21 protein-coding genes are annotated in these 19,260 nt (G+C 60.8%); 10 read left to right on the top strand and 11 right to left on the bottom strand.

Annotation, left to right across the window (positions count from 1 at the left end):
- Positions 1 to 89 precede the first annotated feature (89 nt).
- Positions 90 to 1,508 carry an RNA polymerase sigma factor RpoD gene (rpoD, locus tag DXY16_RS08140; RefSeq protein WP_115120730.1) on the bottom strand — a complete coding sequence of 473 codons (1,419 nt, stop codon included), beginning with the start codon at positions 1,506 to 1,508 and terminating at the stop codon, positions 90 to 92.
- Between the two features lie 347 nt (positions 1,509 to 1,855).
- Here rpoD and priA point away from each other — a divergent pair, with 347 nt between their 5' ends.
- Positions 1,856 to 4,135 carry a primosomal protein N' gene (gene priA, locus DXY16_RS08145; protein WP_244281614.1) on the top strand — a complete coding sequence of 760 codons (2,280 nt, stop codon included), beginning with the start codon at positions 1,856 to 1,858 and terminating at the stop codon, positions 4,133 to 4,135.
- Between the two features lie 25 nt (positions 4,136 to 4,160).
- Here the strand turns inward: priA and DXY16_RS08150 are convergent, their stop codons facing one another.
- The 3 genes from DXY16_RS08150 to DXY16_RS08160 are packed head-to-tail and all read right to left on the bottom strand — an operon-like array spanning position 4,161 to position 6,710.
- A complete protein-coding gene (locus DXY16_RS08150) occupies positions 4,161 to 5,267 on the bottom strand; it encodes a DUF3153 domain-containing protein (RefSeq protein WP_115120732.1) in 1,107 nt (368 codons plus the stop codon).
- 3 nt (positions 5,268 to 5,270) lie between these two features.
- Positions 5,271 to 6,134: an acetylglutamate kinase gene (argB, locus tag DXY16_RS08155; RefSeq protein WP_115120733.1), complete on the bottom strand. Its 864-nt coding sequence runs from the start codon at positions 6,132 to 6,134 to the stop codon at positions 5,271 to 5,273.
- A 9-nt stretch (positions 6,135 to 6,143) separates the two neighbouring features.
- Complete coding sequence (locus DXY16_RS08160) at positions 6,144 to 6,710, bottom strand: DUF2854 domain-containing protein (protein WP_115120734.1); 567 nt, start codon at positions 6,708 to 6,710, stop codon at positions 6,144 to 6,146.
- Positions 6,711 to 6,790: 80 nt separating this feature from the next.
- Here DXY16_RS08160 and DXY16_RS08165 point away from each other — a divergent pair, with 80 nt between their 5' ends.
- The gene (locus tag DXY16_RS08165) at positions 6,791 to 7,000 is read left to right on the top strand and encodes a hypothetical protein (protein ID WP_115120959.1); all 210 of its coding nucleotides are present in this window, start codon (positions 6,791 to 6,793) and stop codon (positions 6,998 to 7,000) included.
- A gap of 4 nt (positions 7,001 to 7,004) precedes the next feature.
- Here the strand turns inward: DXY16_RS08165 and DXY16_RS08170 are convergent, their stop codons facing one another.
- Entirely contained in the window at positions 7,005 to 7,472 is a 468-nt protein-coding gene (locus DXY16_RS08170; protein ID WP_115120735.1) for a single-stranded DNA-binding protein, read from the bottom strand.
- Between the two features lie 35 nt (positions 7,473 to 7,507).
- On the opposite strand from DXY16_RS08170, the gene DXY16_RS08175 reads away from it, so the two are divergent.
- A complete protein-coding gene (locus DXY16_RS08175) occupies positions 7,508 to 8,290 on the top strand; it encodes a precorrin-6A/cobalt-precorrin-6A reductase (protein ID WP_115120960.1) in 783 nt (260 codons plus the stop codon).
- A gap of 6 nt (positions 8,291 to 8,296) precedes the next feature.
- Entirely contained in the window at positions 8,297 to 8,671 is a 375-nt protein-coding gene (cutA, locus tag DXY16_RS08180; RefSeq protein WP_115120736.1) for a divalent-cation tolerance protein CutA, read from the top strand.
- Here cutA and DXY16_RS08185 read toward each other — a convergent pair.
- Together DXY16_RS08185 and DXY16_RS08190 are read right to left on the bottom strand one after the other, a co-directional pair.
- Positions 8,664 to 9,674 carry an adenosine kinase gene (locus tag DXY16_RS08185; RefSeq protein WP_170953898.1) on the bottom strand — a complete coding sequence of 337 codons (1,011 nt, stop codon included), beginning with the start codon at positions 9,672 to 9,674 and terminating at the stop codon, positions 8,664 to 8,666. The two genes, cutA and DXY16_RS08185, sit on opposite strands and share 8 nt — an antisense overlap.
- A 76-nt stretch (positions 9,675 to 9,750) precedes the next feature.
- A complete protein-coding gene (locus DXY16_RS08190) occupies positions 9,751 to 11,010 on the bottom strand; it encodes an adenylosuccinate synthase (RefSeq protein WP_244281633.1) in 1,260 nt (419 codons plus the stop codon).
- Between DXY16_RS08190 and DXY16_RS15180 the strand changes: the two genes are divergently transcribed.
- Positions 10,906 to 11,166: a hypothetical protein gene (locus DXY16_RS15180; protein ID WP_244281640.1), complete on the top strand. Its 261-nt coding sequence runs from the start codon at positions 10,906 to 10,908 to the stop codon at positions 11,164 to 11,166. The two genes, DXY16_RS08190 and DXY16_RS15180, sit on opposite strands and share 105 nt — an antisense overlap.
- Positions 11,167 to 11,169: 3 nt before the next feature.
- Here DXY16_RS15180 and psb27 read toward each other — a convergent pair whose 3' ends face one another.
- Together psb27 and DXY16_RS08200 are read right to left on the bottom strand one after the other, a co-directional pair.
- On the bottom strand, positions 11,170 to 11,595 hold the full coding sequence (gene psb27 / locus DXY16_RS08195; RefSeq protein ID WP_115017138.1) for a photosystem II protein Psb27: 426 nt from the start codon (positions 11,593 to 11,595) through the stop codon (positions 11,170 to 11,172).
- Between the two features lie 10 nt (positions 11,596 to 11,605).
- Positions 11,606 to 13,414: a proline--tRNA ligase gene (locus DXY16_RS08200; RefSeq protein ID WP_115120738.1), complete on the bottom strand. Its 1,809-nt coding sequence runs from the start codon at positions 13,412 to 13,414 to the stop codon at positions 11,606 to 11,608.
- A 159-nt stretch (positions 13,415 to 13,573) separates the two neighbouring features.
- Between DXY16_RS08200 and DXY16_RS08205 the strand changes: the two genes are divergently transcribed.
- The 4 genes from DXY16_RS08205 (at position 13,574) to DXY16_RS08220 (ending at position 15,712) form a co-directional block, all read left to right on the top strand.
- Complete coding sequence (locus DXY16_RS08205) at positions 13,574 to 14,047, top strand: resolvase (protein WP_115120739.1); 474 nt, start codon at positions 13,574 to 13,576, stop codon at positions 14,045 to 14,047.
- A gap of 328 nt (positions 14,048 to 14,375) precedes the next feature.
- Entirely contained in the window at positions 14,376 to 14,888 is a 513-nt protein-coding gene (locus DXY16_RS08210; RefSeq protein ID WP_115017133.1) for an inorganic diphosphatase, read from the top strand.
- A gap of 98 nt (positions 14,889 to 14,986) precedes the next feature.
- The gene (locus tag DXY16_RS08215) at positions 14,987 to 15,346 is read left to right on the top strand and encodes a 2Fe-2S iron-sulfur cluster-binding protein (RefSeq protein ID WP_115017131.1); all 360 of its coding nucleotides are present in this window, start codon (positions 14,987 to 14,989) and stop codon (positions 15,344 to 15,346) included.
- A gap of 3 nt (positions 15,347 to 15,349) precedes the next feature.
- On the top strand, positions 15,350 to 15,712 hold the full coding sequence (locus DXY16_RS08220) for an arsenate reductase family protein (RefSeq protein WP_115120740.1): 363 nt from the start codon (positions 15,350 to 15,352) through the stop codon (positions 15,710 to 15,712).
- On the opposite strand, the gene DXY16_RS08225 is transcribed toward DXY16_RS08220, so the two are convergent.
- On the bottom strand, positions 15,675 to 17,180 hold the full coding sequence (locus DXY16_RS08225; protein ID WP_115120961.1) for a hypothetical protein: 1,506 nt from the start codon (positions 17,178 to 17,180) through the stop codon (positions 15,675 to 15,677). The genes DXY16_RS08220 and DXY16_RS08225 overlap by 38 nt on opposite strands.
- Positions 17,181 to 17,258: 78 nt before the next feature.
- On the opposite strand from DXY16_RS08225, the gene lepB reads away from it, so the two are divergent.
- Positions 17,259 to 18,011 (top strand): signal peptidase I, encoded by a 753-nt coding sequence (gene lepB / locus DXY16_RS08230; protein WP_115120741.1) that lies wholly within the window; start codon positions 17,259 to 17,261, stop codon positions 18,009 to 18,011.
- On the opposite strand, the gene DXY16_RS08235 is transcribed toward lepB, so the two are convergent.
- On the bottom strand, positions 17,950 to 19,260 hold the full coding sequence (locus DXY16_RS08235; RefSeq protein ID WP_115120742.1) for a dihydroorotase: 1,311 nt from the start codon (positions 19,258 to 19,260) through the stop codon (positions 17,950 to 17,952). The genes lepB and DXY16_RS08235 overlap by 62 nt on opposite strands.

Raw genomic sequence — 19,260 nt, forward strand, 5'->3', positions numbered from 1 at the left:
CCTCGAAGAAGATCTTGAGGAGAGTTTGATGGTGAAGGTCAAATCCCCTCCCAAGCCCTTTGCTTTAAAGGGCTTGCAAGAAGCACTGTCTACTTGATGTATTCCTTCAGGACGCCGTTGCGATTTGGGTGACGCAATTTACGCAGCGCTTTGGCTTCGATCTGGCGGATCCTCTCGCGAGTGACATCGAAGATCTGGCCGATCTCCTCAAGGGTCTTCATCCGACCGTCATCCAGGCCATAGCGCAGGCGGAGCACGTCACGTTCGCGTGGACTGAGAGTGGCCAGCACTCCCTCAAGGTCCTCGCGGAGCAGGTTCTTGGCGACATCCTGCTCAGGGTTCTCAATGTCCGCTTCGATGAAGTCGCCGAGACGGGAGTCCTCTTCCTTGCCGATCGGAGTCTCGAGCGAGATGGGCAGCTGGGCGCTCTTGGCGATGAACCGCAGCTTCTCGATGGTCATTTCCATCGACTCGGCAATCTCCTCCTCGGTCGGCTTGCGCCCGAACTCCTGACTGAGCACCTTGGTGGTTTTCTTGATCCGGGAGATCGTTTCATAGAGGTGCACCGGAAGACGGATCGTGCGGGACTGGTCGGCAATTGCACGGGTGATGGCCTGACGAATCCACCAGGTGGCGTAGGTGGAAAACTTGTAGCCCTTCTCGTGATCGAATTTCTCGGCAGCACGGATGAGGCCAAGGCTGCCTTCCTGAATCAGGTCCTGGAAGCTCAGGCCTCTGTTCATGTACTTCTTGGCAATCGACACCACCAGGCGCAGGTTCGACTGCACCATCTTTTCCTTGGCCCGGCGCCCCAGCATCAGCCGACGGCGGAAGCGAATCAGGGGCATTTCGACCAACGCCGCCCACTCTTTGTTGTCGGGTTCGCGGCCGTTGTCGCTTTCGAACTGGGCAGCGAGTTCCTCGAGGTAGAGCAGGTCGGCGATTTTCCGTGCCAGCTCGATCTCTTCATCCGGACGCAGTAGGCGAATGCGTCCGATCTCCTGGAGGTAGACCCGAATGGAGTCTTCGGTGTAGACGCCTTTGGGCCCGATCTTGATGCTGGCCAGAGCCTTGGCCTTGGCATCCTTCTCGGCGCTCGATGGGGTGGCCGCAGCTGTGACAGCCTTGGCATCTGCAGCTTTTGTCGTTGCGGTGGCTGCTTTTGAGGCGGCAGCCTTGGTTGTTGTGGCTTTAGCGCTACTGGTCTTGGCGGCAGCCTTGGTGGCAGTGCCTTTGGTTGCTTTGGCGGCTTTGCTCTTGCCGTCCGCAGCGGCCAGAAGTTGGTCAGCGGCGGCTTTCAAGTCAGTTCCTACAGGGAGATCGGATGTTTTGCTTTTGCTGGAGCGGGTCTTGCCGTCAGCTTTGGTTTTGCTCTTGGCCTCTGCCTTGGCTGCACTGGCAGCTTTGACGACCTTGGATTTGCCGCGTGAGTCGGCCAGCATCATGATCGACGGCTTAGCAGCGGCTTTGGGCTTGGCCTGTGCTGTTTTGCTCGCAGCAGGACTCATAACGGCAGAAGGGGCAGCGGGGTTAGCAGTACGACACTCAAAAACCGGCTCGGTGGACGGTTGGTGAGCGATGACAAATGTTCAGGCGTTCTTCGGTACCGAGGAGAAGCGGTGACGCAACTGAATCAACAAGGTTTGACTGGATTCTTGGACCGATGCAGGGCTGTCAGGGGCTTTCTTAGACCGGTCGATCAACATTGGGATGGATCCCTTGCTCGAGCTTCGTGTCTTCCCTCTGGACGGAACTCTGCTTGGTTCCGACAACAGCGCAGTGCTGTCCAACTTCTTTATCTTAAAAAAAACTTGCGACACCTGCAACCCCACTGCAGCAGCAAGCGATGGAGGCGATGGTGACAGCTAGGCAGGCAACCGCGCCGATCACTGAGGTGGATGTGTGGCTCGAGGCCGGCAGGGATGGTCGTGCTTTCAGCTATTGCGATCGTCACCAGCTCGGCATTGGCATCGGCGATCTCGTGCGCGTCACGCTGCGAGGTCGGCCCTTACAGGGATTGGTGGTGGCCTGTCGGGTGGTCACTTCAGAGACAATCGAACCAACGTTGCAGCCGGTTCAGGCTCTTGTACAAAGCGCAGCGGTGGATCCGATCTGGCGCCATTGGCTTGATGCCATGGCCAAGCGCTGCCATACCAGTCCGTTCCGGATGCTCAAGGCTGCCTTGCCTCCCGGTTGGTTGGGTCAGCGACCTCGTCGGCAGGCGGCGGAGCGGCGGATGTGGTGGGTCCAGCCATGCGCGATCGAAACCGATAACGCGTCTTCAGCACAGCCGGAGTTGCCAGCACGTCAGAAAGAGCTGTGGGATGTGTTGATCACAACGGGGGGGAGCTGGCAGCGGCAGTTGTTAGCGGAGGGCTTTAGTGGCTCTCTGGTTCAAGCCCTTGTGCAGCGTGGCCTTGTCCAGAGGGAGCAGCGTCCCTCCCCTGCTGCAGTAGTGAGCTCGCAAGTCAGTCCTGGTTCTGGAGCTGCGCTCGAGAGTCCACGCACGCTCACGGCGGAGCAGGAGCAGGTTGTGGAGGCATTCTCTTGTCAGCCTGAGGGTGGCGGAATGCTGCTGTGGGGGATCACCGGGTCAGGCAAGACCGAGGTGTATCTCCAGCTGGTGGCCAAAGAGCTGGAGGCTGGTCGCCATGCCTTGGTCCTCACTCCTGAAATCGGTCTGATTCCCCAACTGGTGGATCGCTGTCGTCGTCGCTTCGGTGCCCGGGTTGTTGAGTATCACAGCGGTTGCAGCGATCGGGAGCGAGTCCGTACCTGGCGTCGCAGCCTGGAAGCGGCGCAGCAGCAGAGTGCTCCCTTGGTGGTTGTGGGGACCCGCTCGGCGGTGTTTCTTCCTCTCGATCCACTGGGTCTGATCGTGCTCGATGAAGAGCACGACAGTTCTTATAAGCAGGAGTCACCGATGCCCTGCTATCACGCCCGTGATCTGGCTCTGGAGCGGGTGCGTGCTCTCGGCGGCCGGGTCCTGCTGGGCAGTGCCACGCCCTCGCTGGAGACCTGGACCCAGCTGTCACCTGCAGGTCCTTTGGCCCTAGCGCGTTTGACGCGGCGAATCTCCTGCCAGGAACTGCCGCCTGTGCATGTCATCGACATGCGCGCGGAGCTGGCGGATGGTCATAAGCGTTTGATTAGCCGTGCCCTGATGGAGCGGCTAGCCCGTTTACGGGAGAACGGAGAGCAGGCTGTGGTGCTAGTGCCCAGGCGCGGCTATAGCAGTTTCCTCAGCTGCCGTAGCTGTGGAGAGGTGGTGCAGTGTCCTCACTGTGACGTGGCCCTCACCGTTCATGGCAGTCGCCCTGGACACCAGTGGTTGCGTTGTCATTGGTGTGACTATCGGGCCGAGATGGAGTCCAGTTGCAGCCATTGCGGCTCCCTGGCTTTCAAACCCTTCGGCGCCGGTACCCAGCGAGTGCTGGAACGTCTCTCCGAAGAATTGGAGGGATTGCGTTTGCTCCGCTTTGATCGTGACACCACCGGTGGCCGTGATGGCCACCGGCGTCTGCTCGAGCAGTTCGCCGCTGGCGAGGCTGACGTGCTTGTGGGCACTCAGATGCTTGCCAAGGGAATGGATCTGCCCCGCGTCACCCTGGCGGCTGTGCTGGCTGCGGACGGTCTGTTGCACCGACCGGATCTGCGCGCCGGTGAGCAATGCCTGCAATTGTTGCTTCAGCTGGCAGGGCGGGCAGGCCGTGGCGAGCGTCCGGGTCAGGTGTTGGTTCAAACCTATTCACCTGACCATCCGGTGATTCGCCATTTGGTGGATGGGCGCTACGAACGCTTCCTGGAGGAGGAAGTGGCTCTGCGCCGTGAAGCCGGTCTGGTGCCTTTTAGTCGCGCTTGCTTGTTGCGTCTTTCAGGCGAATCGGCATCGGCTACGGCCACAGCAGCGAGTCTGGTGGCCGAGTCTTTGCGCCCGCTTTGCAGCGCGGCAGGTTGGTGGCTGCTCGGGCCTGCACCGGCACCGGTGGCCCGGGTGGCGGGTCGCAGTCGCTGGCAACTGCTGCTTCATGGTCCTGCCGGTAGTGATTTGCCCCTCCCTCCCGGCTCTGCCCTTTGGGATGCTCTTCCCGCTGATGTGGCGCTTGCGGTGGATCCAGATCCTCTTCAACTCTGAGCCTGCAATGGCGGTTGTTGGATGCTCAGGACGGCAGTTCCGGATAGCCGAAACCAAGCTTCAGGCGCAGTTGCTGCAACAGCAGGCTGAACCCCAGCAGAAACAGCACAACCACTGTGCCGAGGCCAAGCGGGCTCCAGTGCCAGCATTGCAGCGTCAGCTGATTGTGGGATCCCGGCTGCAGGGGCCACTCCAGTCGGTTGTTGTGCGTGACGGTCGAGAGGGGGCTGCTCCTTCGCTTGTTGATTTGCCCTGGCACCGGGCTGATGCTCACGCTCAGGTCTGGCAGTGGCAGATCCTTCAGGGGCTTGAGATCGACATCGAGCTCGAGGCGCTGTTGCACACCGATCAGCCAGTTGCGCTCATGCAGCTGCAGGCTTGGTGTCGGAAGCTGCAGGCCCGTGGCCTCTCCAGCGCTTGCGATCGTGTCGCTGAGTAGCTGCTCGGCTGCCGCAGCTCTCAGTACAGGTGCCTGGAAGCGTTGGCTCCCCTGTTGCACGCCGCTCGTCTGCGGTTGCCACGGCCAAGTCCCCCTGTGTAGCTCCTTCGCGAAGGCGGTCTGCCATGGCAGTAGACGGCCGGTGCCGCTATCACTGCTCCAGCCCAGTTGGATCCGATTCGGTCCAACCAGGTCGATCTCTGTGCTCAGGCGCCCGCATCCCCCCAGCAACAGGGTGAGCGCCACCAACACGGCAATGACAAGCACGGCGAAACCTGGAGCCGCTGCCTTGGTCGGCCCGGTCGGCGGCGGCGGCGGCGGTGGTGGTCCTTTCCGTCTGCTGCGCCGCGTTGAGGCAGGAGCTCCACCCACGGTGGGATTCATGTCGAGTGTGGGCAGTTGCATCGACCAGCTGGCAGGACGCTGCAGGCTCGGTGCCTCAAGCACCTCCAGCAGTTGTTTGGCGCGGTTCCGCAGGTCTGTGTCGCGGCAGCGGGTGAGCAGGCGACAGGTACTGAGTGCTTTCTCCTCCTGGCCTTGTCCCATCCAGGCGGTCACCATCAACATCCGGATGCGGGCCCCTTCAGGATCCGAGATCGGCCGATCCTGTGTGAGCGGTTCCAGTAGTTCCAGGCATTGGCCGTAATCGCCCCGTTCCAGGGCTGCTTCAGCCAAGGCCGTGGGCAAGCTCATCGATCAACCGCGTCCCATCACCATCGTGCCGATTCCCGCGTCGGTGAACACCTCCAGCAGTAGGGCGTGGGGCACGCGGCCATCGAGAATATGGGCTGCGGCGACCCCCTGGGCAAGGGCCCGGATGCAGCACTCGGTTTTCGGAGTCATGCCCCCAGCCACGATGCCGTCTTCGATCAGTTGTCGGGCTTCCGAGAGGCGCAGTTGATGGATCAATGATTCGGGGTTGTCCCGATCTCGAAGGATGCCAGGCGTGTCGGTGAGAAGGATCAGTTTCTCGGCTTCAAGGGCTGCCGCTAGTTCTCCAGCCACTGTGTCGGCATTGATGTTGTGGGCCACTCCTGCTCTGGTGGCCGCCACGCTGGAGATCACCGGAACGTAACCCTTCTCCAGCAAGGGCTCGAGCACTTCGGGGTTAACCCGGGCCACATCGCCGACTAGGCCATGACTGCCGTCCCCCCAAGGGCGTGCTTCCACCAGTACGCCATCGCTGCCGCTGAGGCCCACGGCCCGTGCCCCGAGCTTGTTGAGGCCATTCACAATCTGCTTGTTGACCCGGCCCACCAGCACCATTTCCACCACATCCATCGTGTCGGGATCGGTGACGCGTAGGCCGTCGCGAAATTCGGCCGGAATGTCCAGACGTTTGAGCCAGGTGTTGATCTCAGGCCCGCCACCGTGGACGACCACCGGTTGAACTCCGACACTGGTGAGCAGCGCAAGATCGCGGAACACCGCTTCTCTCAGCTCGGCGTGGACCATGGCGGCACCGCCATACTTGACCACGATTCGCCGACCGGCGAACCGCTGGATATAGGGGAGGGCTTCACTGAGGACGGAGACCCTCAGGGCGTCATCGCTGGCCATCGATTCCGTTCACTGCCCCCCATGCTGACCTGTGGCCGGTACAGCGTCGCTGAGGAGGAGAAGATCAATGTGGTCGGGATCCACCTCGCGAAGATCGGCCCTTAGCCCTTTGGCGAAGAAACGTCCAAGTCGCTCCTGTTTCTCCTGCCAGCGCACCAGACCAACGGCACCAAGCGAAAAGCGCAGCCGCAGGCCATAGCTCTCTGCTTCGCTGAACTCCTCGATTTCCACCAGCTGGGGAGGGGTGTCCTCATCCCAAAGCTTGAGGGCTTCAAGGGAGGATTCGAGATGGGCTTTCTGGCCATAGCGCCAGCGGGTCACATCCGCCAGAAGTTTGCCCAGCTCAGGGGGGGCTCCATCACGCTGGGCCTTGAAGGTGGCAGCGGGTACCACCCGTCGGGCTGGTGGGAGCTCAGAAGACTTGAGCGCGAGTCCCCCCAGCAGGATCGGAATCCCGTAAAAGATGGTCGGCAGGCTGAGATTGGCATTGCCTGTGGTGTACGCCACGACCCCCACAACGGTGAGAACGCCGCCGGCAACGGTGATCAGGTTGCCTGGGGAGAACAGATCTTTCATGTGGCTCACTCTGATGCACGCTCCGCGCAACTGCGGACGCACCCCCGAGAATGGAGGAACAAGTCGATGCCAAAGGACCGATGGAGAGCAGCTCCCCCAGCCAGCCAGATCAATCCGATCTCGTCAGCCTTATCCGCGATCTCGATCAGGATCGGGCCTGGTTGCTCGAGCAGATTGACCGGGGACGCTGGCCGGAGCTGCGCTTGGATCTTGCTGCCCTCGAGCGAGAACTGGGTCAGCTCCTGGTCCGCGCAGGTGAACGCATGGAGGGCGATGGTCAGCTCGATTGAGCGATCAGAAGGGGATGTCGTCGGTGTCAGGCACCAGTGGGGCGCTATTCCATTGAGCTGCACTCTCCTGAGCCGGAGGCTGCGTTGGCGTGGCTGCAGCCCGGGGCGCTTGGCGGACCGGAGCAGGTGCACGACCGGTGGCGGCTTCCGAGGCAGGCGCGGCCATTTCGCCACCAACAGGATGCAGGCGCGACAGGGTGAACTCCGCTCGCTTTTCCTTCAAGCCGTCTTGACGAGGCACGGTGTTCATGCGCAGGCGGCCTTCGATCAGCAGTCGTTGTCCGGGTTGCACCCGACTCTGAAGTTCCTGCGCCAGGTTTCCCCAGCCCACCACCTTGATCTGACCAGGTGGGTCATCCGCCCGCAGACCATCGAACCGCACGTCCATTTCGGCGATCGGGGTCTGGTTGTCCTGGGTGTAGCGAAGGGTGGGTGCCTGGATCACTTCCACTTCGAGCACGCAGTGGTTCATCGCCGTCGGCTGGGTTGAATGAGAGCGCCATCCTGATGCACCAACCGAGGAATCGCCAGGGGCATGTGTGGCTTCTTGCCGGAACCGGGGAGGGACCCGCCCTCGCGGCGGCTTTGCAGGCGCAAGGTTTTCAAGTCAGTGTGAGTGTGGTGACTGAGGCGGCAGCACTGCCCTACAGGTCGTTGTCACTGCATCGGGTCTGGGTCGGAGCACTCTCAGACGAGCAGGCCATTGTCGATCGACTGCGCCAAGAGAGTGTCGACCAGCTTGTGGATGCCACCCACCCTTTCGCCATGCAGATCACCGCGCAGCTGGTGATGGCGTCTCGCCAGGTCGGATGTCCGTTGATCCGATATGAGCGGCCGATTCAACCCGCTCCCTGCAGTCGAGTGGTCGAGTCGGTGGAGTCGATTCCTGCCGAAGCCCTCGCTGGACAACGCCTGCTGCTGGCTCTTGGCTCTCGCTACTTAGGGCGGCTGGTGCCACCGCTTCGCGCTGCAGGTGCGCTCCTCTATGCCAGGGTTTTGCCGACGCCTTTGGCCCTTCGTCAGGCGGTGGCCGCCGGCCTGCCCGATCATCATTTGGCGCTGCTTCGGCCTCTTCAGGGAGATAGCCCCGGGAGTCTGGAACAGGCTCTCTGTCGCCACTGGGGCATTACTGCTGTGCTTTGCCGTCAGTCTGGTGGCGCTGCCGAACGCTGCTGGCATGAGGTTTGCATCGATCGGGGACTGCCGCTGTGGTTGCTGCGCCGTCCTGCACCTCCGTCATCGCTGCTGCTGGTGCATAGCGTGGAGCAGATGTTGGCCCGCCTGGATTGACCTCCTATGGATTCCCCAACTGCTGAGGAGAGGCGTGGGTCGCGACCCGATCAGCTCCTGGTGCTGGTGCTCACCACAGAGGCGGATGCGGCGCATGCCGATGCCTTGGCTCAGGCTTTGCTTGACCAGGGGCTAGCCGCTTGCGTTTCCCAGTGGCCCGTGCGGTCCACTTACCGCTGGAAGGGGCAGCGCGAGTGTGCGGAGGAGGTGCAGCTCCTGATCAAAACCAGTCGTGATGGCTGGCCGCGGCTCGAGCATGGCCTCAAAGAGCTGCACAGTTATGAAACACCCGAGGTCATCCATTGGCAGGCCGAAGCATCTGCCGCCTACAGCGCCTGGGTGGCGGACGCCGTCACATGTCCGCCCGTGCCGCTCAGCTGAGGTGCTTCTGGACCAGCTCGCTTAGGGACACTTGCGAGCGGGGGCCGAGTTGGGTCACGACTTGGCCGGCGCAGATCGAGCCAATGTTTCCACAGGTCTCCAGCGGTAAATCCTGGGTGTAGCCGTGCAGGAAGCCACCGGCGTACAGATCTCCTGCTCCAGTGGTGTCCACCAGGGTGCCGAGGCTGTAGGCGGGGATGTCCCAGCGTTGATCGCCGCTGAGCACGACCGATCCCTGCTCGCTGCGGGTGAGCGCCGCGACCTGGCAACAGCCTTTCACTTGGGCCAAAGCCGCTTCAAAATCGTCGGTGCCGTAGAGGGAGGTGATTTCGTCCTCATTGGCGAAGAGCACGTCCACATGGCCGTTCACGAGTTCCAGAAAACTGTCGCGGTGACGGTCAACGCAGAAGCCATCAGACAAGGACAGGGCGACCTGGCCCCCACCCTGTCGGCAGGTTTCTGCTGCGGCGATGAAGGCCCGCTTCGCAGCGGGACTGTCCCAGAGATAACCCTCGAGATACAGAACTTTGGCCTCGCGCACCATGGACAGATCCAGGTCCTCCGGCTCCAGCTGTACGGATGCACCGAGGTAGGTGCACATCGTGCGCTGGGCATCTGGTGTGACCAAGATCAGGCAGCGGGCTGTGCTTGGACCTTCCGTGGCTGCCGGTGTCTCGAAACGGGTTCCGACGGCACGGATGTCGTGGCTGAAAATCGTGCCTAGCTGGTCATCTCGCACCCGGCCGATGAAGCCTGCCTTGCTGCCCAGTTGGGCCAGACCCGCCAGGGTATTGGCGGCGGAACCACCAGAGGTTTCCATGCCCGCACCACTGGCGCTGTAAAGGCGCTGTGCTTGTTCTTCATCCACCAGCGCCATCGCCCCTTTGTTGAGGTCGTGCGTGGTGAGGAAGGCGTCATCCGTCTGGACGAGCACATCCACGATGGCGTTGCCGATCCCCACAACATCCAGTGAGCGGGTGGATCCGAACCGGGATGGACTCATCAGGGTGTCACTGCGGAATCAAGGCAGTATCACCCCTCACGGTCCCTAGACCCATTGCGGTTTGGATCGGCAAGGATCAGGCGCTGAGCAGGGCCCGCTTGGGACCGTGAATTGGATCCTCCACCACGATCGTTTGATCGCGGCCGGCACCGAGAGAGACGATGGCAATCGGCACTTCCATCAGATCGGCGAGGAAGCGGAGGTAGGCCATCGCTTTCTCGGGCAGATCCTCAAGGGAGCGGCACTCCGCGGTCGAGCACTGCCAGCCTGGCAGGGTTTCGAAGATGGGTTGGCAGCGAGCGAATTCCTCAGCACAGGATGGGAAATGCTCGATCCGCTCTCCGTCGAGGTCGTAGGCCACACACACTTGAAGGGCGTCGAGCTCGTCGAGCACATCGAGTTTGGTAATCGCGAGGCAGTCGAGCCCATTCACGCCGACGGCGTAGCGGCCGATGACGCCATCGAACCAGCCGCAGCGGCGACGACGGCCGGTTGTGGTGCCGAATTCGCCACCCCTGTCGCAGAGGTGGTCGTTAAGGCTGCCGTCGAGCTCGGTGGGAAATGGTCCCTCGCCAACGCGGGTGGTGTAAGCCTTGGCAACGCCGATCACGCGGTCGATCAGCGTTGGTCCCACTCCGGCTCCGATGCAGGCACCGCCTGACACCGGATTGGATGAGGTGACATATGGGTAGGTGCCGTGGTCGAGGTCCAGCAGAGTGCCCTGGGCGCCTTCAAACAGGATGTTCTGGCGTTTGCGGGCGGCCTGATGGATCTCGCGCGTGCAGTCGACCACGTGGGGAGCCAGTCGTTTGCCATAGGCCAGGTATTCGCTAATCACCTCCTCTGCGTCCAGAGCATCCACGTTGTAGATGGTCTGGAGAAGCTGGTTCTTCTCTTTTAAGGGGGCTTCCAGCCGATCCCGCAGCCGTGCTTCATCGAGCAGGTCGATGACGCGGATGCCGCTGCGCTGGGATTTGTCGGCATAGGTGGGGCCGATGCCTCGACCTGTGGTGCCAATGCGTCTCTCGCCGCGCTGCTTCTCCATCGCCTGATCGAGCAGGCGGTGGTAGGGCATGGTGACGTGCGCAGTCGACGCCAGCTTCAGCCCGGAAATATCGATGCCGTTCTCGATCAACATGTCGAGCTCCCCCAGCATCACCTTGGGGTCCACCACCGTGCCTGAGCCAATCAGGCAGACGGTGTCTGGATAAAGAATGCCTGAGGGAATGAGATGCAGCTTCAGCACTTGATCGTCCACGACGATCGTGTGACCTGCATTGACGCCGCCCTGGTACCGGACGACTACATCAGCGGATCGACTGAGGAGATCCGTGATCTTTCCTTTTCCTTCGTCACCCCACTGCGCACCGATGACGACAACGTTGGCCAAAGACACTGCGGCCCGAAGCCGCCAATCTGCACAATCTACGATTTTCGCAGCTCCCCCCGCCTTCAGTCAAAAGGGGTGGGGGAACTGTTGCGAATTGGTTGAGAATCAGTTGCCGCGAACGGCCGCTTTCTCGGCCTTGCCCAGCTCTTTGTCAACCCGGCTGCGCAGCGTGTCTGGCAGGGGACGGTTGGCATAGGTTTTGTAGTGAGCAGCCAAGGAGTTCAGGGCTGTTTGCATCGTTGTGAACGAGCTCAATCCGTTCACTTTGGGACGGGGGCGATAGCGAGACATGTACGCATTGATCACAGCCGTTGCTTGCGTTTCGGCCTCGGCCCTGCCCTCGTCGTCCTGCGCCATGGCAATGGTGGACTGCAGGGTGTGCACCACCGCCACAGTGTCCTCCACGTAATCACCGGTGAGGCCGGAGGCTCCGGCGCCGGAACAGGCTGTGAGCATCAGGCACAGCCCAAGGCAGGCGGCCAGGGTGATGCGCATCAGTTGGCTGGTCAAACGATTCAAGGCGGAGAGCATGAATCAGGAGTCAGGTTGAGACGACTGTACGGGTGGTCTTGCCGCTGATTGCGCCCTGGAGAATCTGAAGGGCTTCAGCGTGAGGCAGGCGCTGGGTTTCTTGGCTGGCACGGTCGACCAGTTCCACCTGGCCCTCGGCTGCGTCGCGACCTACGACAACTCGCCAAGGGATGCCGATCAGGTCGGCGTCCTTGAACTTCACGCCGGCCCGCTCGCTGCGATCATCCAGCAGCGCATCAACGCCACTGGAGAGCAGGTCTTGGTAAAGCCGCTCACCCAGCTGCTTCTGGGTTTCGTCCTGCATGTTGGCCACCACAATCACGGCCTGGAAAGGTGCGATCGCAAGCGGCCAGCAGATCCCGGCTTTGTCGTGGTGCTGTTCCACGGCGGCCTGGGCCAGCCTGGACACGCCAATCCCGTAGCAGCCCATCCAGAAGGCCTCCTGGTCGCCGTCTGCCGTCGTGAAGGTGGCCTCCATCGCTGAGGAATATTTTCGGCCTAGCTGGAAGATGTGTCCGACTTCGATGCCGCGACGGGCGATCAGCGTTTGGTCCGGGGCCTGGAGGCAGTGGTCGCCTGCTTGAGCATTGCGTAGATCGACCGTCTTTGGCGCGCAGTCCAGTTCCTCCCAGCGGCTCCCCCAGCGATGCTGATCAGCAACGTTGGCGCCGCATACGAATCGTTCCAGCTCCAGGGCGGTTGGATCGGCGAAGCGCAGGAAGGCTGGCACCCAGGATTTGGATCCTTGCAGGCAGCTGTCTGCAAGGTCGGGGCCGAGGGCACCGAAAGGCCATGCTTCTAAACCCTGATTGGCGATTTGTTCCTCGCTGATCGGGGTGATGTCGAGCACTCCGTCCTGTTGATCGTTCGTTAGGGCATTGCTCAATTTCACGTCATTGAGCTGCTGATCACCCCTTAGGCAAACCAGAACAGGCCGCTGGGCACCGGATTCCATCCGCGCCAGCAATGCGATCACCTTGACCACTTGCTGCGGTTGTAGGCCTTGGGCTTTGCATAGGGCCTCAATGGTCTTCTGCCCAGGGGTGTTCAGAACAACGGCTTCCCCTGGGGGCAGGGGGGTGGCTTCAGAAGGGATCGAGACCGCTTTCTCGAGGTTGGCGGCATAGCTGCCGTCCTCGCTGGTAAGAATCAGGTCCTCTCCCGCATCGGCGGTCACCATGAATTCCTGGGACGCTGCGCCACCGATGGCACCGCTGTCTGCCTCAACGGCCACGGCCTCAAGCCCACAACGCTCGAAGATCCGGCGGTACGCCAAATCCATCTCTTCGTAACAGCGACGCAGGTCCTCTTCGTCAGTGTGAAAGGAGTAGGCGTCTTTCATGATGAATTCACGCCCGCGCATGAGGCCAAAGCGGGGGCGGATTTCATCTCTGAACTTGGTTTGAATCTGGTAGAGCGTCACCGGCAGCTGTCGGTAGGAGCGCAGCAGCTCGCCGGCGAGGGTGGTCACGACCTCTTCGTGCGTGGGCCCGAGGCCCACTTCTCGGCCCTGTCGGTCCTTGAGGTGGAACATGATCCCTTCGCCCGCCGTGTAGCCCTGCCAGCGACCACTGCGTTCCCACAACTCTGCAGGCTGCAATTGAGGAAGCAGCGTCTCGAGCGCGCCGGTGGCATTCATCTCCTCTTGCACGATTGCGCTGATCTTGCGCAACACCCTCCACATCAGTGGGAGGTAGGCGTAGATCCCGGATCCGATCCGACGGATATAGCCGCCTCTTAACAGCAGCTGATGGGATGCGATTTCCGCGTCGGCGGGCACATCCCGCAGCGTCACCAGCATCAGGCGGGAGACGCGCATGGGAGTGGACTTGCAGTGAAGCCGGAAGCTATCACCGCTGCGAATCAGGCAGGCTGTTTAGGCGATTGTCGAACTGGCACGACCGGTCTCATTGGAGACTGCAACATGAGTCTCAACTGCTAATCTCCGCGGGACGCTTGGCCTGTGAAGGCAGCTTGCATGTTTCCCCGTTCGGTTGACTCTCCTCTTTCCGTCCCTGCTCGGAGCGTTGAAAGCGGCACCGACGTGGATGCAGTCATGGCGCGTTCAGAGTCCCTGGTTGGGATTGACGAAGTTCAGAAATCCCTCAATCGTTCAAGGGCGTCGGTGTATCGCTACACCAACACCGATCCTCGCAATCTCAATCCACCTTTTAATCCACGCAAGCTCAATTCCGAGTACCGCAGCGATCAGAAGGATCCCCTCCTTTTTCATCCCAACGAGGTGGCGCGTTTCGCCAAGGATGTGCTTCGGATTAAGGAAGTGACCGTTGAGGTGCTTAATTCGCCATCCACGGCCACACAGCAGTGCCTTTCGGCGATTCTCGAGGAGCTGCGCATCATCCGCTCCCACTTGGATTCACTGCCCACGGCCCCTGCTGATCCTGCTGATCTTGCAGCCCGTCGGGACCGCCAGGAACGACCGGCTGCCTGATCAGGCTGTCTTCAGCCGAAATCGATGGCATGATTGGGAGGCCACACGCTGCTAAGGCTGTGCGTGGTGCTTGCTCCACCCTCTTCCTTCGGAACGGTCGAGTGGGTTGTCCCCCATCACCCTTGCATGGACCCTGAGCCTGCCAACGGTTCTCAACCAGAGCCCTCACCGCCTGAACCTCCTGGCCTAGAAGGCATTGATCTCTCAGGACCATCTCTTCTCCTGATCGGCTTCACTTTGGCCTTGGCCACCATTGGTTTTCCGGTGGCTGCAGTGCTCACAGATCGTCCATCTGTCTCCGTTCACGACCCCATTGCGCAGGATCGGGATGGATCTTCGCTCCCTTCTTCCCTCGCCGTCACCCGGTCTCGTCAACCTGGTGGTTGAGATACCAGCGGGAAGTCGCAACAAATACGAATACTTCGAAGAGGCTGGGGTCATGGCCCTCGACCGAGTGCTTCATTCCTCGGTCAGATACCCCTTTGATTACGGCTTCATCCCCAACACGCTTGCTGAGGATGGATCTCCCTTAGACGCGATGGTGATCATGGAGGAACCCACCTTTGCCGGTTGTCTGATTGTGGCGCGGCCGATCGGGGTTCTCGATATGCATGACACTGGTCATTACGACGGCAAGATTCTGTGCGTCCCTGTGGCCGATCCCCGTCAGAAAGGGATCGAGAGCATTCGCCAGATCGCTGAACATCAGCTTGAGGACGTGGCTGAATTCTTTCGTGTCTACAAGAACCTTGAAGGGCGCGTGACTTCGATCGGTGGCTGGAGGGATGTCGATGCCGTTCTTCCCCTGCTCCAGGACTGCATCACGGCGGCCCAGGCTTGAGCCTTACCTCGGTGACGTTCCGGGCAAATTCGTTGCAGATTCGTTGGATGGTGCCCGCAAGCTTGTAGGTTGGTGCGCGCCCAGCATGTGAACGACCCGTGCCCACCATCCGTTTTGAGCAGGAAGGCCAGCAGGTCGGTTGCATCGAGGGGGCCAATCTGCGCAAAGCAGCGCTTTCTGCAGGCATCAATCCCTATAAGGGCCTGAACAATCTCAACAACTGCGGTGGCGTTGGCCAGTGCGGAACTTGCGTAGTCGAGGTTGTTGAAGGTTCCCAGAACCTCTCCCCACGCAGCGATGTCGAAGAGGTGTATCTGGCTGATCGCCCTTCCAATTACCGCCTGAGCTGCCGCACAAGCGTCAATGGTGACGTCACCGTGCGCACCCGCCCTTCCGATGGTGTGGGTAAAGGCTCGAACAGCCTCATCGGTGCTGTGAAGAACTTGTTCGGAAAGTGATCCTTGGCTGAACCACTCCTTGTTTGGAGTTATTCCCGCTGTTCGACCTGTCGCAAGGCGCTGGCATGGCTTGAGCAGCAGGGAATCGTCCATCAGGTTGTTGATATCACCGAGTCTCCCCCTGATCGATCAATGCTTGCCGCGGCAGCTGATCATTTCGGCCGACGCGCTCCGTTGTTCAATACCAGTGGTCAGAGTTATCGCGCTCTCGGTTCTGCTGTTGTCAAGGCGATGTCCGATCCAGAAGCTCTGGATGCTCTCGCAGCCGATGGCAAATTGATCAAGCGTCCCTTCGTTGCCCTGCCAGATGGCCGATTTCTGGTGGGCTTCAAGCAGGACCAGTGGATCGAGGCGTTTGGTCGCTGAAGCTGAGGCCATCAAGTTCAGTGATCAGTTCGGTCACACCGCCTTGATCCCTCAGTTGACGAATGCTTGATCGTTTGAGCTCCTCGAGGAAGGTGGTCACCAGTTCCTGGCTGCGGTCCAGAACCGGTCCTTGCTCCAGGGTTCGTGCCAGTTCCTCCCAGAACCGATCGAGCACATCAATGGAGAGATCCTCCAGTTCGATGTCTCGTTTTCCGAGTCTGTCACCGGCAGATCGTGACAGACCCAGAAGCCCATCCACCATCCCAGCGGCTAGCTGGCGGCTGAATTCGTTTTCTGCTTTCTGGACCGGAGCCAGATCCCTGAGCGCTGTTGGCAGCATCACATCGTTGAGACTGCGCTGCAGTGCATGGCTGAATAGAGCCACCAGTTGGGGACGCATGCCAGGGCTCACCTGGGTGAGCAGAAGGGGAATCCACAGCCGCAGCAGTTCCGCAAGTTCACGCTCACCGTTGTCATCGACGGACTGATGGCTGCGCAGATTCCGGATGCGCTTGGGAAGCTGGGGTGAGCGAATCAGTTGCTGCATCGCATCGAGAATGCGCACCGTGAGCACCTCGAACAGTTCCAGTGCCAGCACGGCCACAACGCCGCGACTCACAACCGTTCGCAGAGGTTCCAGCTGAATCAGCTGCGCATTCGAAAGCCGTTCTGTCACGGGAATCACCCGCAGTAGCCTCCAGAACGGCAGTAACAGCGGTAGATCGATCCAGCGACGCAGCAGGGCATCTCTCCAACGAATCGCTGGATACCGACGTTTCAGGCGAATGGCCCTGAGCAGGATGTCGATCAGAAAAAGGATCTGAAAGGGTGTATCGATCCGCCAGGCATGGTCGATCGGCTGGCCGCTGTCGTTGATGCCACGCCAGTAGTTGGTGGCTGCTAACGGCAAGATTCGCTGATTCCAGAATGCTCGCTCTTGTTCCCAGTCGTGGGCATTCAGGTAGGTGTCGCCGAGGAGATGGGCGGCAGCTTGCTTGGGGGAGTCCAGGCCTGCCCGGGCTCGGAGCCGATTTTTCAGTTTCTCCAGCGTGCCGGCATTGCCGGACCCCACGAACGGGTTTTCGTCGATCAGCTGGCTGTTGCGCACCACCATCTCGAGTCGATGCTGGCGAGCTGCTGTGCTGTTGATTCCCTGGACGTTGGCGAGCCTCTCCAGTGCGCGGAAATGGGAGATGTAGGCGGTCGTATCGCGGTGGGGTGCAATCCCCTTCACCGGGTCATAGATCGGGGTGATGTCCGGCAACCAGGGCACTGGAATGCCCAGGCTCACTGAAGGAAGGGGGTAGAGGGTGCGCTGCAACCAGAAGTTCCGCAGCGGCACGTAGGTGACGTCGAACAGAACCCATGCCAGGTTGGCTGCCGCGATCAGTGCCAGGCCCTGGTCCCAGCGTTTCCAGAACCGGCCCTTCGAGGTGGCCTGCAATGCTTGCCAGCGGGGGCGGACCATGAGCTGTTTCTCTGAATCCCAGGCTAGAAGCTGAAGCCCATCGCGCCTATCCTGAGCAATCATTACTTTTGAGCCGCATTGGCCGACGCGCAGAGAGACGATCACTCCGACGAGCAGACGCCGGCAGAAAAGGGGCAGCAAGGTCACGTCGCCACAACGAAGCATCGCCTCAGGTCAAAGCACCGTGGTCATCCCTTCTGGGATTTTTGGGCACCTGTTCTTTTCACCATTGCCCTCTACTTCGGTCTGAGGATGTTTGTTGGCGAGTCTCGATATATTCCGTCCGGCTCAATGTTGCCTGGGCTCAAAATCAACGACATGTTGATTATTGAGAAGATGGCGTACCGCTTCCGCCTGCCTCGTCGCGGGGAGATCGTTGTGTTTGATGCCCCCTACGCGTTCGATCCTGTGCTGAAGGCTGACAGCCTCGCCCCTTCGCTGTGGCGTTGTCTTCCGGCCAATATTCCTTTCGTCAACAGAATTCCTGAGGTTTCCCCTAAATCCTGTGATGCTTATATCAAGCGTGTGATCGGGGAACCTGGGGATCGTGTTGTGGTGACCCCCCGAGGTGATGTGACTATTAATGGTGACAAACTCAACGAGCCCTATGTCACCAATTACTGCCCGGTTGATGCGCAGGGGATGAGTCGATGTGCACCTCTCAATGTCACTGTCCCTGAAGGACATGTTTTAGTGCTGGGCGACAACCGCAGCAATAGCTGGGATGGCCGCTATTGGCCTGGCACTCACTTCTTGCCCCAGTCAGCGATCATCGGCCGAGCGATCTGGCGCTTTCTTCCTTGGGATCGGGCGGGCGCTCTGGACTCCTGAGCCCACAGGCCACCACGGCCCCCCTGATCTCGAGATTGAGCATCGGTTGATTGCCTCCCCTGGAGGCATCGGCATGGTCGAGGCTTGGACGCCAGCGTGCATCGGGATCGAATAGCAGCCAACGATTGCTGCCGATTGCCAACTCCTCCGTGGGTTGCTTGAGCAAGCGTGCGGGGCCGAAACTGAGGGCCGCCCAGAGCTGGGGAATCGTCCACCCTTCTTCGCATACAAGCGTTTGCCAGAGCAGTGGTAGCACCAGCTGATGACCGACCAGGCCAGGTCGACGTTGTCCCGGAGGCAACAGGCAATCCTCTGGATCGAGAGGAACGGCATGAACAGCGACTGCGCCGATGAATCCGTTCTTGAGGGCTCGGATCAAGGCTTTTCGATCATCGATTCCCCCGAGGGAAGGGGTGACGCACCATCCCGGCGCCGTCGATGGGAGCCGGCTCCGATCCGTGACGAGATGCCACCAATGCACGCTGGCCGTGGGTCGAACAGTCGCTTGCTCCAACAGGTTGACACCGTCTGCTGTGGCAAGGTTCATCGCCCAAAGAGGTTGGTCCGGATAGAGCCGTTGCAGCTCCAGCAACTGCCCCATTGGGATGGTCTCGCTGGCGACCGGATCGATCGGCCATCCGGCCCGCAATGTTTCCACGCCCTCGCGCACCATGCCATCGCCCTGCAGGCTGGGATCCCGCGGGGCGACAAGGATCGGTGCATGCGCTCCCTCCGCAAGCACCAGACTGCGCTGCAGCAACCCTGTGGCGGGCATGGCCTCGCCGTCACACAGACCGATGGCTCCCTGGTCAAGCAGATCGCCATGGCAGCTGAGCTGCTGGCCTGCACCGTCCAGGCTCAGCGCACCCCAAAGGTGGATGCGCACATCATTGCCATCGCTGCCCCATCCCTGGAGGCGTTCGACACGATCCCTCCACGCGTTCGCTTGCGGCAAGAGCGCTACTTGTCCATACCCGGCTCTGGCCGCGACATGGCGCAGGCTGTCGAGGTTCTCGGCTTGCTCACCGAAAGGCCTTTCCAGAATGGAATGGGGATCCACGAGGCAAGGGGCAAGCAGCTGGTTGGGTGCTGGCTGAACCGGCACCGCTTCGCTGGCTGCCTGCTGGCGTGCCTCCTCTCCGAAGGCCACCAGCTCATGGTTTCGGATGAGGGCGGCACAATTCTCAATCGGATCCTGGCCACAACCAACCAGGATCCGAACGGGATCGAGAAGCACGGTCTGATGCAT

It is taken from the genome of Synechococcus sp. UW105 (genome assembly GCF_900473935.1).
Lineage (GTDB): Bacteria > Cyanobacteriota > Cyanobacteriia > PCC-6307 > Cyanobiaceae > Synechococcus_C.

What these genes read in the sequence shown, in the direction of transcription:
- rpoD (WP_115120730.1), bottom strand. Translation starts at nt 1,508, where the DNA reads ATGAGTCCTGCTGCGAGCAAAACAGCACAGGCCAAGCCCAAAGCCGCT.
- priA (WP_244281614.1), top strand. Translation starts at nt 1,856, where the DNA reads ATGGTGACAGCTAGGCAGGCAACCGCGCCGATCACTGAGGTGGATGTG.
- DXY16_RS08150 (WP_115120732.1), bottom strand. Translation starts at nt 5,267, where the DNA reads ATGAGCTTGCCCACGGCCTTGGCTGAAGCAGCCCTGGAACGGGGCGAT.
- argB (WP_115120733.1), bottom strand. Translation starts at nt 6,134, where the DNA reads ATGGCCAGCGATGACGCCCTGAGGGTCTCCGTCCTCAGTGAAGCCCTC.
- DXY16_RS08160 (WP_115120734.1), bottom strand. Translation starts at nt 6,710, where the DNA reads ATGAAAGATCTGTTCTCCCCAGGCAACCTGATCACCGTTGCCGGCGGC.
- DXY16_RS08165 (WP_115120959.1), top strand. Translation starts at nt 6,791, where the DNA reads ATGGAGAGCAGCTCCCCCAGCCAGCCAGATCAATCCGATCTCGTCAGC.
- DXY16_RS08170 (WP_115120735.1), bottom strand. Translation starts at nt 7,472, where the DNA reads ATGAACCACTGCGTGCTCGAAGTGGAAGTGATCCAGGCACCCACCCTT.
- DXY16_RS08175 (WP_115120960.1), top strand. Translation starts at nt 7,508, where the DNA reads ATGCACCAACCGAGGAATCGCCAGGGGCATGTGTGGCTTCTTGCCGGA.
- cutA (WP_115120736.1), top strand. Translation starts at nt 8,297, where the DNA reads ATGGATTCCCCAACTGCTGAGGAGAGGCGTGGGTCGCGACCCGATCAG.
- DXY16_RS08185 (WP_170953898.1), bottom strand. Translation starts at nt 9,674, where the DNA reads ATGAGTCCATCCCGGTTCGGATCCACCCGCTCACTGGATGTTGTGGGG.
- DXY16_RS15180 (WP_244281640.1), top strand. Translation starts at nt 10,906, where the DNA reads ATGCAGCTTCAGCACTTGATCGTCCACGACGATCGTGTGACCTGCATT.
- psb27 (WP_115017138.1), bottom strand. Translation starts at nt 11,595, where the DNA reads ATGCTCTCCGCCTTGAATCGTTTGACCAGCCAACTGATGCGCATCACC.
- DXY16_RS08200 (WP_115120738.1), bottom strand. Translation starts at nt 13,414, where the DNA reads ATGCGCGTCTCCCGCCTGATGCTGGTGACGCTGCGGGATGTGCCCGCC.
- DXY16_RS08205 (WP_115120739.1), top strand. Translation starts at nt 13,574, where the DNA reads ATGTTTCCCCGTTCGGTTGACTCTCCTCTTTCCGTCCCTGCTCGGAGC.
- DXY16_RS08210 (WP_115017133.1), top strand. Translation starts at nt 14,376, where the DNA reads ATGGATCTTCGCTCCCTTCTTCCCTCGCCGTCACCCGGTCTCGTCAAC.
- DXY16_RS08225 (WP_115120961.1), bottom strand. Translation starts at nt 17,180, where the DNA reads ATGGTCCGCCCCCGCTGGCAAGCATTGCAGGCCACCTCGAAGGGCCGG.
- DXY16_RS08235 (WP_115120742.1), bottom strand. Translation starts at nt 19,260, where the DNA reads ATGCATCAGACCGTGCTTCTCGATCCCGTTCGGATCCTGGTTGGTTGT.